Here is a 14,205-nt window from a genome sequence, read left to right as displayed (position 1 = left end):
CTTTCGGTAATCATTCTTTGTGTGCGGCCAGTTGCATTGACATGTCATCGCAGGTGGGTATCACTCGCATCGGTGGTCCGCGTCGGTGTCCGCATGGATGTGATCGACTACCGACCGTCACTCTCAAACAGCGCAAAGTGGGCATGGTAGATCAGGGGTGTATCACTGGGAACGTCCGTGTAAATTTCAGACAACTGATCCCAGGGTCAAGACGTCATTATCGATGAGAGCAATCGATGAGAGCGGCGTCCAGCCGTGGTCGGTCCGTGGTCGCTCGTCAGCGCCAGGGGACCGACGGCCCCTGGACCACATCATCACCTGCTGGACCGCACATCATCACTTGGACGAAAGGCCGCAGGGTGCGCGTACACGTACCGGCCGGAATCACGAGGGGGCCGTCATCACCGAGGTAGCTCTGCGCCACGAACAGGGCACGGGACGACTCGCGTCGACGCTTGTCGTGATCCCCGCGCTCAACGAGGAACTGGCCATCGGCGGAGTGATCAAGGATCTCCTCGCCAGCTGCCCCGAGGTCGACATCCTCGTCATCGACGACGGCTCGACCGACGGCACCGCCGCCGAGGCCGAGACCTTCGGGGTCCCGGTCGTCCGGCTGCCGTTCAACCTGGGCGTGGGCGGGGCCATGCGCGCCGGCTACCGGCACGCGCAGCGCCTCGGCTACCAGGCCGTGGTCCAGGTGGACGCGGACGGACAGCACGACGCGTTCTACCTTCCCAGGCTGGTGGAATCGCTCGACACCGCGGACCTCGTGATCGGTGCCCGCTTCGCCGGCGAGGGTGACTACCTGGCCGGGCGCGGACCGCGCCGGTGGGCGATGGGACTGCTCGCCACCGTGCTCTCCCGGCTCTCCGGCACCCGCCTCACCGACACCACCAGCGGCTTCCGGGCGGCCGGGCCCCGCGCCATCGAGGTGTTCGCGGAGCACTATCCGGCCGAATACCTGGGTGACACGGTCGAATCCATGGTGATCGCCCTGCGGTCCGGCTGCCGGGTACGGCAGATCCCGGTGGCGATGCGCCCGCGCGCCGCCGGGCAGGCCAGCCAGTCCCCGATCCGGGCGACGATCTACCTGGTCCGTGCGATCGTCGCCCTGGGCCTGGCGCTGGTGCGCCGCTGGACGCCGGGAACGCCCGCGGCATGACGGTCTACCATCTGGGACTCATCGGCGCCGCGATCGCCCTCGTCGTCATCTTCGAGATGTTGCGCCGGCGCCGCATGCGCGAGAAGTACGCGATCATCTGGGTCGTCCTGGCCGTCTTCATCGTGCTGATCGCGGCATTCCCCAAGATCCTCACTTGGGCCGCAGACCTCACCGGAGTCGAGGTCCCGGCGAACCTGCTGTTCTTCGGCGCGAGCCTGCTGCTGCTCGCCATGAACGTCCAGCTCAGCTCCGAAGTGAGCCGCCTGGAAGACAAGGTCCGCACGCTCGCCGAAGAACTCGGCCTCCAACGCCTGCGCATCGAGCAGGTCGAGCAAATCGAGGAGATCGAGCGGGCCGAGCAAATCGAGCAGGCCGAGAAGTCCGGCATGGCGGACCACGAGCCCGCGCATGACGGCACTTCCGGCGACGCCCCGTGAGACCACAGGTGTCCGCGACGACCGACGGCGTCCCCGCGTCCCCGCGCCCCTCGCGTTCGGTGGCCTCAGGCACGCTGACCGTCGGGATCGGCCTCGTGCTCCTCGGGCTGTCGGCCACCGTCTACCTGGTCCTGTCGGCCCGCGCGGTCGGACCCCGCGAGTTCGCCTCCGTCTCGACGTTGTGGACGCTGGTCTACACGTTCGGAATCGGCGCGTTCCTCCCGTTCGAGCAGGAACTGGGCCGCGCCCTCGCCGGTCGTACGGAGCTCGGCCGCGGCGGGGGGCCCGTGATCGTACGGACCATGCAGGCCGCCGCCATCACGCTCGTGATCCTGCTCGCAGCCGGGGCGGCGTTGTCCCCGGCGCTGGTCGATCGGCTCTTCGACGGTCAGTGGTCCCTGCTGTTCGCTCTGGCCGTGGCGGTCGCCGCCATGGCGGCGCAATACCTCACCCGCGGGATGTTCTCCGGCTCGGGACGCTTCGGCTGGTACTCGGCGCAGCTCGGCATCGAGGGCGGCGTGCGGATCATCGGCTGCGTCGCGCTCTTCCTGATCGGCCTGGACGTCGCCGGACCCTACGCCTGGTTGCTGGCCGCGGCACCGCTGATCTCGGTCCTGGCCACCGCGCCCGGCGCCACGCGGGCCATCCAGCCGGGGCCGCCGTCGCCCTGGACCGAGATCTCCGCCAACCTCGGCTGGCTGCTCCTGGCGGCCGTGTGCGCCCAGGGTGTCGCCAACGCCGCCATGGTCGCGGTGGCCCTGCTGGCCCCGGAGAGCGACGCGGCCGGGCAGTTCCTCGCCGCCTTCGTGATCGCCAGGGTCCCGTTGTTCCTCTTCCAAGCCGTCCAGGCAGTGCTGCTGCCCGGTCTGGCCCGGGCTCTCGCGGCCGAGGACCGGGCGCGTTTCCGGCGCGAGCTGCGTCGCGTGCTGGCGGCCACCGGCGCGGTCGCCGCGGTGGGTGTGGCCGGAGCCGCCGCCGTGGGGCCACAGGTGCTCCGGCTGGCGTTCGGCGACGAGTTCGCCCTCGGCCGTGTCGACATCGTCGTCCTGGCCGCCGCGACCGGCATCTACATGATCGCTCTCGTCTTCCAGTCCGGGCTGGTCGCCCTCGAACGCCACCGCGACAACGGCCTCGGCTGGGCGGTGGCCCTGGCCACCTTCGTGCTCGCCTGCCTGGTCCCCCTGTCCGCGCTGCACAGGGTCGAGCTGGCCCTGGTCCTGTCCTGCGTCGTGGCAGCCGTCCTGCTCGGCGCCCGGCTGCTCACCGCACCCACCAGGGCGACATCGTGACCCTGTGCATCATGACCCTGTGCATTATGACGGGGTGCAACGAGCTGGTCACCCCCGATTAACGTCCTTCCGTCTCCCGGTAATATCCTTTCGCTTCTGATCACGCCGATACCATGAAGAGATCATCTTGGGATTTCACGCGTTCACCGCGGGGAACCTCGTCTATCCACGATGAAAGGACCTCTCACCATGTCGAATTTCACGCTCGATGACGTTCGCGAGCGAACGTACAAAGCGCGTGACGCATGGTGGACGGTCCTGCTGGTGGACCCGCTCGCCGCGCGGCTGGTCCGCTTCACCGCCAACCGCACCAACATCACGCCCAACCAGCTGACGATCGGCTCGCTGATTCTCGGCTTGGGCGCGGCCGCGAGCTTCGCGGCGGCGTCCTGGCAGTACCTGGTGCTGGGGGCGCTGCTCTACCACCTGTCATTCACGCTCGACTGCATGGACGGCAAGGTCGCGCGGTTGAAGGGCACCGGCTCGGTCTTCGGCGCCTGGCTCGACTACATCTTCGACCGCATACGCGTGCTCGTCTGCGCCATCGCGCTGATGGGCGGGCAGTACGCGGCCACCGACAACGTCGCCTATATCTGGGCCGCGGTCGGCGTGGTCTTCCTCGACATGCTGCGCTACATGGACGCGCTCGAGATCTACAAGGTGCGCTCGCAGATGCGCAGCCAGCTCCGCAAGCTCCAGGAGGAGGCGGAGCTTCTCGAACTGGCGCACAAGCGCGCCAACGGCGAAGAGACGACCGTCATCGACCCGCTCGACCGCATCCTGCGCCCCGATCCCGAAGCCGACATGGAAGACCAGGTCATCGGCGACCAGCCGACCCCGGCGGCGATCCTGCAGGAGGGCTTCTACCAGAAGTTCCCGTGGTACATCCGCATCCGCAACGTCCTCACCCGTGGACGCATCCGCCCGCACCTGGTCAGCGGCATCGAGTTCCAGATGGGCGTCTTCATCGTCGCCCCGCTGGTCGCCGCCGCCGTGACCGGTGCCATCATCCCGGTCGCCGCGCTCGCCGGCGCCGGCATGATGGCCTTCGAGCTGTTCATCATCTACAAGTTCTGGCTGTCCAGCCGCGACTACGGCCGCACGCTGGTCACGCTCGAACGCAAGGTCGCCGACCTGCGCGCCGAAGTCACCCAGCAGCACGAGCTGACCGCCGCCGACAGCGTCTGAGAACCCCCTGCTCCGCCGGAGCGCCTCCGCCCTTCAGGGCCGGGGCGCTCCGGCGTTCTTGGCCCCTTCCGCCCGCACCCGCGGCTTGCTCGCGGCAGGCCCAGGCTCGGGCTCAGGTTCCGCCTCAGGCTCAGGTTCCGCCTCAGGCTCAGGTTCGGGCTCTGCCTCGGGCTCTGCCTCCGCCTCGGGCTCTGGCTCTGCCTCCGCCTCGGGCTCTGCCTCAAGCTCTGCCTCCGCCTCGGGCTCTGCCTTCGGCTTCGGGGCTGTTTCCTTGACCAGGGAGACTCGTTCGGGTGGCGCAATGACCGGCTTGGGTGTGCGAGCCAAGCTGAGGCCGGCTGCCAGGAAAGCGAAGGGGATTGCGGGAAGGATGTAGCGGTAGTCGAAGTCCGCGGTGGCGGCCGGGATCACCAGAAGGGCCATGCCTATGCCGAGCGGCAGCAACACCTCACCACCGAGCCTGCGAACCCGGAGCAACACTCCCAGCAGCCCTACGGCCATGACGGCACCCAGATATGGGCCGCGAAGGAAGAATCGGTCCTGGTAGTCGCGGACCCAAGCGGCCTGCGGTTCGACGACCCGGGCATCGGCGGTCGACCCGCCGTACGGGTAGGCGTGGAGCGCCTGCCAGTTACTGAGGGACGCGCCTTCCGGGAACTCGTACAGGTCGACGATCGAGCGTGAGGGGTAGTTGGCGCGTTCCCACTCGAAGCAGCGGAGGGTGTCGCGCCAGATGACCTTGAGGTAGTCCCCCGGCTGCTTGGTGATCGCCGCCATGGCGAACTCGCCGGCCAGCTTGTTGGCCTGCGGGTCGTACAGGCCGTCAGGCAGCGTGCTGAAGCCGGAGTTCCCGCCCCACAACGCCCCCAGGGCCGGGGCCACTTCCGGATTGCGGGGCAGCCCATCGCGGCAGAAGGGAGCGACCTCTGGCCGGGGTTTGATGATCGAGCAGTCGGCGAAGTCGACGGTCCGTCCGTACAACCAGACCTTGTCGGTGTTCGTGAGGGCGAACCTGCCGTGCACCTCGTCGAACCACGACATGTAGATCAGGATGGGAATGGCCGCGCCGACCATGGCGGCCGCGATGGCACGCCATCCGACCCGCCGGATGAGCATGCACAGCAGCAGGACGAACAGAAGCGGCAACCCGGTCGACCGCACCAGGGTGGTGAACGCCATCAGCACACCCGCGAGCGCGCCCATCCACCAGCTCATACGGCGACGCCACAGCACCACCGTGATGGCCGCGACGAGCAGGAACGTGAAGAGCCCGTCCGACATCAGCATGTGCTCGAGCTCGATCTGGTACGCGTCGTACAGCATCGGGACCGTGGCCGCCGTGGCGATGACCCCGGCAACCCAGCTCCACCAACGTGGCCAGCCCGCCTTCAGCCCGCGCCAGACCAGCACGTAGACCAGGACGCCCGTCAGCACGCCGATCGCATGCTGGACGACCAACGTCACGGTGAAGCTCTCGAACGGCTTGAGCAGCCACAGGAAGACCGAATAGCCACTCGGCCGGAGCCGGGAAGGCTCAAACGACAGCGCGCCCTGCAGGTAGGTCGTCGAATCACCGAACCACAGGGGCGACGGATAACCGATCATCACGATCCACCGCACCGCGACGGATCCGGCGACCACGATCAGGAAAAGGCCGTGGGCCAGGAAGAACCGGCCCATCCCATGTGCGACCGCCGCGAGAACACGTGCGACTGGGAGAAGCCGCACGCCATCAGCACCCACCGTGGTGGCACTGTCACTCAAACCGTCTCCGAAAAAATCCAAGGCAGCCTCGACCTGGGTGATGCATTCACCCCGTCGGGCGCAACCACACCTGGCAACATGACCACGTCACCAAAGTCGCCGCACATCAGGACGCTCCGTGCACGACAAGGGTTTACCGCAACCTCACCCGCCGGACCTTCGCTTCGCCATTTCCCCGAGTCGCATTCTGATCACATTGTCCGCGACGCCGCCGCTCGGCGGACCGCCGAGGACGCCGTCCGGCCGCTTTGGCTTCAGACGCTCCACAGGGGAAACAACAGGTAAAGCAGCGCCATCCGGCAGATGGCCTCCATCACCCCAAATGTGCCGTTACAGTCGATCCTTACAGCAGCGTCACCCCCTGAGTCCCGACCTGTTCCCGGAGCCATGGCCGACAACCCGAACAGCGCGCCCCCCGCCGACTGGCGGTCCGCCAACACGACGACCCCGTCACTGAGCGTCATTGTCCCCACGCATCGCGTCCAGGGATATATCCGACAGTGCCTTGAGTCGATCCTCGCCTGCGATCTGCCGAACCTCGAAGTGATCGCCGTGAACGACGCCTCGCCGGACCGGTGCGGGGAGATCCTCGACGAGATCGCCGCACGTGACCCGCGGGTGCGGGTACGCCACCTCACCGAGAACGTGGGGCTGGGCGAGGCCCGCAACATCGGCCTTGACATGGCCACCGGCGACTACGTCTGGTTCTTCGACAGCGACGACTACGCCACCGAGGGGGCGGTGCAGGCGATCGTCGAGCGGCTGGCGCAGACCCGGCCGGACGTGCTGCTCTTCGACTACGCGCGCGAGTACTGGCACGGCAAGGTCAAGCGCAGCGTCATCAACGACCTGTTCCGGGTGCCTCCGGCGCCGGACGTGTTCACCTGCGCGGAGCGCCCGAGCGTCCTGCGTCTCATGATGACCGCCTGGAATCGGGCCATCCGCCGCGAGTTCCTGCTCGGGCTCGGGCTGCGGTTCAGCCGCGGCCACTACGAGGACTTCAACCTCACCTACCCGATCCTCATGGTCGCCGAGCGGATCTCCCTGCTCGACCAGGTCTGCTACATCTACCGGCAGCGCCGCCGCGGGGCGATCACCAAGACGCGCAGCCAGAAGCACTTCGACGCGTTCGCCCAGTACGACCGCGTGTTCGCGTTCATGGACCAGATGGGTCCCGAGGCCGACCAGTTCCGTCCCCGGATGTTCGACCGCACGATCTGGCACCTGCTGGTGATCATGGAGGCGGACGACCGGGTGCCGGAGGCCGACCGGGCCCGCTTCTTCGCGAGCATGTCCGAGGTCTATCGCCGCTACCGGCCGTCCGACCATGTCATGCCGGACGACGTACTGCTCGCCAAGAAGTACCGGCTGATCGCCAAGAACGACTACAAGGGCTTCGAACGCCTGCACAAGAAGATCCGCGCCCGCAAGGCGGCGGGCAAGGCCAAGCGCAAGGTCAAGGCGTTCGCCAACAACTCCAAGCGGCGTGGCATGCAGGTCTTCTACCAGACGCAGCTGCGCCGCCCGATCGACGAGAACCTCGCGGTGTACGCCGCCTACTGGCACCGCGGCTACGCGTGCAACCCCGCCGCGATCTACGAGAAGGCCAAGGAGCTCGCCCCGCACATCAAGGGCGTGTGGGTCGTCAAGGCGGAGAACGTCGGCGACATGCCCAAGGGCGTGCCCTACGTCGAGCACAACTCGAAGGACTACTGGCGTCTCATCGCCCGTGCCAAGTACTTCGTCAACAACGTCAACTTCTCGAACGCCCTGGTCAAGCGGCCCGGCCAGATCCATGTCATGACCGAGCACGGCACCCCGCTCAAGCGCATGGGGCTCGACCAGCTGCAGTACCCGGCGGGCGGCGGGACGATGGACTTCGACGCCCTGATCAGGCGGGCCGACCGCTGGGACTTCCATCTGTCGGCCAACCCGCTGACCACGGAGGCCTGGGAGCGCAGCTTCCCCTGCGACTACGAGATGCTGGAGATCGGCTACCCGCGCAACGACCGGCTGGTCCGCGCGACGGAGCAGGAGCGCGACCGGCTGCGAGCCGAGCTCGGCATCCCCGAGGGCAAGAAGGCCATCCTCTACACGCCGACGCACCGTGACTACCGGCGTGACTTCGCGCCGATGTTCGACATCCGGCGCTTCGCCCAGGAGCTGGGCGAGGAATACGTCCTGCTCCTGCGGGCGCACTACTTCTACAAGCCCGAGGCCGAGATGTGGGACCGCGAGCGCGTCATCGACGTCTCCGGTCACCAGTCGGTCGAGGACCTGTGCATCGCCTCCGACGCGCTGCTCACGGACTACTCGTCGATCATGTTCGACTACGCGGTGCTGCCCGACCGGCCCATCGTGATCTTCGCTAACGACTGGGAGACCTACAAGCTCACCCGCGGCGTCAACTTCGATCTCACCGAGTTCCCGCCCGGTGTGATCGCCTACACCGAAGAGGACCTGCTGAAGAGCATCCGGTCCGGGGCCCCGTGGGGCGAGGCCGCGGCCCGCTCGCGAGGCGCGTTCCGTGCACGTTTCTGCCCTTGGGAGGACGGCCGGGCATCCGAACGCGCGGTCCGGCGCGTCTTTCTAGGTGAGAACGTCCCGAACCCGCCCCAGCCGTAGCAACGCCGCGCTTCGCCGCAAGGAGTCTCCCTTTGGTGTCCAACCTCATCAGTGTCGTCGTGCTCGCACGCCGGTCCGGCGCTGACCTGGCCGAAACGCTGGCCTCGCTGGCCGCCCAGTCCCACCGCGCTCTCGAGATGCTGGTCGTGGACGGCGGCACCGGCGCGGGAGCGGACGTGACGCTTCCCGATGAGCGTTTCCGGCTGATACGGGAGGGAGCTCCCGGCCGCGGCGCGGCGCGCAACATCGGTGTACGGGAGGCGACGGGCGAGTTCCTCGCCTTCGCCGAGGACGGCGACATCCTTCCCGAGGACGCCCTGGCGACGCTTCACGCCGCCCTGACCGCCGGAGGTTCGGACTTCGCGGCGGGCAACGTGGGGATCCGGCGGGACGGCGGCGGAGGGACGCGCCTTTCGCCTGTGCACAAGAAGGCGTTCGCGACGGATCTCTCCGGCACGCACATCCGGCGGCACGAGGCGCTGCTCGGCGACCGCTTGGTCAGCAACAAGCTGTTCCGTGCCTCCTTCTGGGAGCGGAGCGGCCTGGTGTTCCCGGACGTCAACCGCGACGACGACCTGGCCGTGGCGGTGCCCGCGTACTTCCTGGCCGACGCGGTGGACGTGGTGCCCGCGGTCGTCGTCCGGCGGTTCGCCGACGTCGCGCCCGCGCCGAGCGCCGTCCCGCAGGACGCCGCCGACGGTTTCGCGGCGGTGGAGGCGGTGCTGGCCGCGCTCGACGGCCGGTGGAAGCCCAAGGAGCGGCGGCGGTTCCTGGCCGCCGTGCTCGACCGTGAGTTGCGCGCCTTCCTCGAAGGCCTGCCCGACACCACCGACGAGGAACGCGACCAGGTCGTCGCGCAGGCGGCGGCGCACGCCGACTGGCTCGACCCGAAGGTGCTGGCCGGACTGCCCGCGATCAGCAGGCTGAAGTGGCACCTGGCCGCGCAGAAGAAGCGCGGCGAGCTGGTCAAGGTCGTCCGGTACGGCCGGGGCAAGCCCAACCCCTCGATCGTCCGCGAGGGCCTGCGCCGCTATGTCGTCCACCCGTACTGGAAGGACGACAAGCTCGGGGTGCCGCAGGAGACGTACCGTGCACGCAGCGAGGTGGCCCTGCGCGGCCGGGTGCACGAGGTCGCCTGGCGCGACGGCAAGCTCGTGGTGACCGGCGAGGCGTACATCAACTCGGTCAGCTCGCGGCGGAAGTGGACCGCGATCAAGGGCGTGAGCCTGCGGTCGGGCCGCAAGCGCATCCCACTGCTCGCCAAGCAGACCCCCAAGCCGGGCAAGAAGTCCGGCGCGTGGACCGGGTTCGAGTTCACCCTCGACCCCAAGCGCCTCAAGCGTCGCGGCGCCTGGCGGAACGGTGTCTGGGACGTCGAGGCCACGGTGTTCAACGCGGGCGTGCTCCGTTCGGCCCGGCTGCGCGGCGGCACGGGAGGAAGCGGTGCCCGGCCGCCGTACCACTACGTCACCGATGACGTCCGGATCGTCCCGAAGGTCGTCGACGGCAGCCTGCGGATCGCCGTGGAGACCGTCGCCGCCAAGGCCACCGCCCTGCGCTGGGCCGACGACGGCGTCGAACTGGACGGCATCACCACCGGTCCGGCGCCGGCCGAGCTGAGCCTGGCCCTGGGCGACGAGATCGTGCGCGTCCCGGTGACCGCAGGCGACGGCGGCCGGTTCAATGGCCGGTTCAGCGCCCGGTTGCCGCTGCCGTCCGCCACCGGCGGCGCCGATCCGCACGCCATCGACGACACCCGCGACTGGGCGGTGTTCCTGGACGGGCACCCGCTCGTGCTCGCGGAGGGCGTCACCGATCTTGAGCAGCTCATCGGCAGCCAGGAGGTGTTCGCCGGCCGCGGCCCCTCCGGTTACCTGCGGTTGCAGCTGCGCACGGCGCGGCTGCTGGTGACGGCGGCCGACTGGAGCGACGACGGCACGCTGGTCCTCACCGGCTCCCACGCCGCGTATGACGCCGGCGAGATCGTGATCCGGAGCCGTGGCCGCCGCAAGGACTACCCGTTCCCGGTCAAGGCGTCCGGTGACGGCACGCTGGTCTGCGACGTCCCCGCTGCCGCGATGCCGGGCGTCGCCGGAGTGCTGCCGCTGCGGCAGGGCCGCTGGGATGTGCTGTTCCGGCCCACCGGCGGCCGGCCGCTGGCGGTGCGCACCACACCCGAGGTCTCGGCGGACCCGCAGCCATCGGTCGAGATCGCGCTGCGCGAATACAGGCTGGAGAGCCAGGGCGACAACCTGGTCGTGCACGTCACCAACAACCTGACGGCAGAGGAACGCGGCGCGGGCGCAACCGCGATGCGCGCGGAGGCCCGCAAGAGGGTCGCCAAGGACGGTCTGCGCGACACCGTGTTGTTCAGCTGCTTCAACGGCCGGCAGTACTCCGACAGCCCGCGCGCGATCCACGAGGAGCTCGTCCGCCGTGGCGTCGACATGGAACAGCTGTGGGTGGTCAACGACGGCCAGGTGGATCTGCCCGACACCCTCCAGGCCGTCCGCCTGAACGGGCGTGAATGGCACGAGGCGGTGGCCTCGTCCCGCTACATCATCACCAACCACCGTCTCGGCGACTGGTTCCAGCGGCACCCCGACCAGGTGGTGCTCCAGACCTGGCACGGCACCCCGCTCAAGAAGATCGGCCGTGACCTCAAGGAGGTGCACTTCGCCTACGCGCCGGGCATGAAGAAGGCCCTCCAGGCACAAACGCAGGCGAAGTCGGCCGACGTACCGGCGACGCCCAACCTGCCGGAGTGGACGCACCTGCTGTCCCCCAACCCGTTCAGCACCGAGATCTTCCGCCGCGCGTTCGGGTTCAAGGGCGAGATCATCGAGGCCGGGTACCCGCGTAACGACGTCCTCTATCACCCTGAGGCCGACCGGATCGCCGCCTCGGTGCGCTCCACGCTCGGCATCCCGGAGGGCAAGAAGGTCGTGCTGTACGCGCCGACATGGCGTGACGACCAGTACTACAGCCGTGGCCGCTACAAGTTCGACATGCGGCTCGACCTGGCGCGCGCGCAGGCGGCGCTAGGCGACGACCACGTGCTGCTGGTCCGTCTCCACAGCAACGTGGTGGACGGCGTTCACGAGGACGGCAACGGCTTCGTCTTCGACGTCTCGCTCTACCCCGACATCGCCGAGCTCTACCTGATCTCGGACATGATGATCACCGACTACTCCTCGGTGATGTTCGACTTCGCCAACACCCGCCGGCCGATGTTGTTCTTCACCTACGACCTGGCCGACTACCGCGACCGGCTGCGCGGCTTCTACTTCGATTTCGAGAAAGAGGCGCCGGGCCCGCTGCTGGAGACCTCGGACGCGCTCATCGAGGCGATCCGCAATGTCGATGAGGCCACCGCCGGTCACGAACTCCGCTACAAGGCCTTCGTGGACCGCTTCTGCCCGCTTGACGACGGCCACGCAGCGGCCCGCGTCATCGACAAGGTCTTTCCTTAGGGAGTTTCGGCGATGGCGCGCCAGCCTTCGAATGCCTGAGCGCCTGGTGTCTGCCGGTTGACGAGGAGCCGGCCGTGGTCCCCCAGTGCGGCGACCACGGCCCGGCCGGTGGAGTCGAACGCGACCGACGGTGCCGCCACGAGCGGCCCGCCCAGCGAGAACCAGCGGCCGAACGCCAAGCCCCGGCCGTCGGCGAAGGAGCAGCTGATGCCCGCCGGCGTCCCGCCGCGCGCGCAGATGAGCGACGTCTGGCCGCCGTCGGACGTCGCCAGGGCGGGGGCGTCGATCTCGTCCACCCCGCCCGCTCGCACGGGTGCTGCGAACGTGCCGTCCGCCCGCTCCTTCTGGATGAGGTATTCGCCGGAGCGTGGATCGCGGTGGACCAGCCGCGTGCGGGCGTCCGATCCGGTGGACAGCCGCAGCGGACCGGCCGGTGCGGTGCGGCCGATGTCCTCGCCGCGGACCGGGCGCGTCTCCTGCATGCGCCAGCGCATCACCGTGCCCGGACCTGTCGCCTCGTGCCGGGCCCGGACGCGCGGGTCGTCATCGGAGGCGGCGAACACCTCGATCGGCGACCGCCCGGCAGGGGTGACCGCGAGCCCGTCGCGCAGGTCACGTCCGCCCAGGTCGCGCCACTTCCCGAACGTGCCCAGCGGCTTGTCCTGCATGCGCATGGCGACGGTGCCGGCGCCGGTGCGCACGAAGACGACGATCCGGCCGTCGGCGGTCGCGGTGACGGCCGGGGATCCCGTGTGCTTGCGGTCGCGCTCGCGGCCGGGGGCGCCCAACTGCGTCACCTGCCACGCGTTCGCCCGGCCCGCCTGGAAGACCACGAGACCGTGCGTGTCGTCGGCACGGTGAGCGGCGACCATCCACTGATCGCCGACACTGCCGACCGTGATCCCCGGACTGAGCGGGAATCCGGGGTCGATGCGGAGCGGCCCGCTCCACTCGTCGGCGTTCCGCTGCGTCCAGACGTACAGCCCGCCCTGCTCGACCGCGAAGGCGCGCAGCAGCCCGTCGGACCCGCGTGCCAACTGTACGCCGCTCCCCGGCCAGCGGCGGTACATGCGCTTCGTCCAGCCCCAGTACTTGCGCAGTTTCGGTTCGCCGAGCAGGCGGTCATGCCGCCGGTACGCCTCGAAGGCGGCCTTCTTGTCCGCCCGCTGCCCCGGGCCGAGGTTCACGGGGAGCCGCAGGATCGCGTAGTCGACGTAGCCGATGGCGACCAGGCGCGGGTCGCCCGCCCCGCGCACGGCCTCGGCCGTCAGGCGCGCCGCCGCGACGTGGTCCTTGTGGTCATGCCCGTACGGCTGGGTGTCCTGGTGGCGCACGACGGTCGTGCCGAACGTCTTCATCAGTGCCTGCAGGGCCGCCAGCACGTCCGCCCGGCTGACACAGCGGGAGAACGGCGATCCCGCGGGGACGACGGTGTGCACGCAGGTCGTCCCGATCAGGTCCCTCTCGAGGCGTCTCAGGGCGTTCTTGCCGAGTGTGCTCGTGTGCTTGTCGGCGCCGTCCGGCAGCCGGAACCACACCAGCCGTACCGCAGGCCGGTCGGCGAGCGTGTCGACCTGAACGGTGAGCGGCCCGGCCGCCACCGCGCTGCTCGTCCAGCGGTCACGCACCCCGGCCATGCGGGCGTACGCCAGCCGGATTCCCCGTTCTCTGCTCGCCGAATAGGCATATGGATCGTATGACCGTGCATATCCCTCGCCCGCGGTCAGAAACACGGTGACCGTCTGCCGACCGGCAGTGACGACGTCTCTGACATCAGGATTCATGAAAAGCAGATCGTCATCCTCATGCGCGACGACCTGCATATAACGGTCTCGTTTTCCCGCGGCGCCGGCCTTACCCTCCGGGGCGGCTGCGGCCCGCACCGGTACGGGTTCGCGCCGGGCCTGAACGCCGTTTTCGGCGAGCGTGACGCCGACGACCATGGCGAGTCCGGACACGGCCACGGCACCGGTGACCGTCCACAGAACGGGCACGCCTTCACGAATCCCCACGTTGTGGTGGCTCCCCCGAGACAGGCGGGCCGACAGCGGCGCCCGCGAAGACGTGGACCTCTGGCAGGAGATCTTGGACGAGAACGACCCGGCGGCGCAAGATCAAAATTGGCCGGATATTGACCGGATTTTGAGGCAACGTTCAGGCGGCCTTGGGGCGTCATTAGTACGAGATCCACCCGGGTATGCGGTCAGATGCTGGTCAGGCCGCTTACCCGACGAGCGGAGACGGGGAATCGCCATCAAGGGGACATT

The 14,205-nt window shown here is 68.8% G+C and carries 8 protein-coding genes; 6 read left to right on the top strand and 2 right to left on the bottom strand.

The window, feature by feature from the left end; all coding sequences use genetic code 11:
• Positions 1-340 precede the first annotated feature (340 nt).
• The 4 genes from ACH34W_RS20565 to ACH34W_RS20550 all read left to right on the top strand — a co-directional run bounded on the left by ACH34W_RS20565 (position 341) and on the right by ACH34W_RS20550 (position 4,076).
• A complete protein-coding gene (locus tag ACH34W_RS20565; RefSeq protein ID WP_395962529.1) occupies positions 341-1,162 on the top strand; it encodes a glycosyltransferase family 2 protein in 822 nt (273 codons plus the stop codon).
• The gene (locus tag ACH34W_RS20560) at positions 1,159-1,599 is read left to right on the top strand and encodes a DUF2304 domain-containing protein (RefSeq protein WP_395962528.1); all 441 of its coding nucleotides are present in this window, start codon (positions 1,159-1,161) and stop codon (positions 1,597-1,599) included. Before ACH34W_RS20565 ends, ACH34W_RS20560 begins: the two co-directional genes overlap by 4 nt.
• Positions 1,600-1,607: 8 nt before the next feature.
• Positions 1,608-2,888, top strand: coding sequence for a lipopolysaccharide biosynthesis protein (locus ACH34W_RS20555; protein ID WP_395962527.1), 1,281 nt, complete (start codon positions 1,608-1,610; stop codon positions 2,886-2,888).
• Between the two features lie 189 nt (positions 2,889-3,077).
• Positions 3,078-4,076 carry a CDP-alcohol phosphatidyltransferase family protein gene (locus ACH34W_RS20550; RefSeq protein ID WP_395962526.1) on the top strand — a complete coding sequence of 333 codons (999 nt, stop codon included), beginning with the start codon at positions 3,078-3,080 and terminating at the stop codon, positions 4,074-4,076.
• Between the two features lie 33 nt (positions 4,077-4,109).
• Here ACH34W_RS20550 and ACH34W_RS20545 read toward each other — a convergent pair whose 3' ends face one another.
• Positions 4,110-5,804, bottom strand: a complete 1,695-nt coding sequence (locus ACH34W_RS20545) for a hypothetical protein (protein WP_395962525.1) — start codon at positions 5,802-5,804, stop codon at positions 4,110-4,112.
• Between the two features lie 423 nt (positions 5,805-6,227).
• On the opposite strand from ACH34W_RS20545, the gene ACH34W_RS20540 reads away from it, so the two are divergent.
• Together ACH34W_RS20540 and ACH34W_RS20535 are read left to right on the top strand one after the other, a co-directional pair.
• The gene (locus tag ACH34W_RS20540; protein ID WP_395962524.1) at positions 6,228-8,465 is read left to right on the top strand and encodes a CDP-glycerol glycerophosphotransferase family protein; all 2,238 of its coding nucleotides are present in this window, start codon (positions 6,228-6,230) and stop codon (positions 8,463-8,465) included.
• A 35-nt stretch (positions 8,466-8,500) separates the two neighbouring features.
• Entirely contained in the window at positions 8,501-11,938 is a 3,438-nt protein-coding gene (locus ACH34W_RS20535) for a CDP-glycerol glycerophosphotransferase family protein (RefSeq protein ID WP_395962523.1), read from the top strand.
• Here the strand turns inward: ACH34W_RS20535 and ACH34W_RS20530 are convergent.
• Positions 11,935-13,950, bottom strand: a complete 2,016-nt coding sequence (locus ACH34W_RS20530) for a PIG-L family deacetylase (protein ID WP_395962522.1) — start codon at positions 13,948-13,950, stop codon at positions 11,935-11,937. The two genes, ACH34W_RS20535 and ACH34W_RS20530, sit on opposite strands and share 4 nt — an antisense overlap.
• Positions 13,951-14,205: the final 255 nt, after the last annotated feature.

This window comes from Actinomadura sp. 6N118 (genome assembly GCF_044326415.1).
Taxonomy (GTDB): Bacteria; Actinomycetota; Actinomycetes; order Streptosporangiales; family Streptosporangiaceae; genus Spirillospora.
This window is presented reverse-complemented; position numbering and strand designations above follow the sequence as displayed.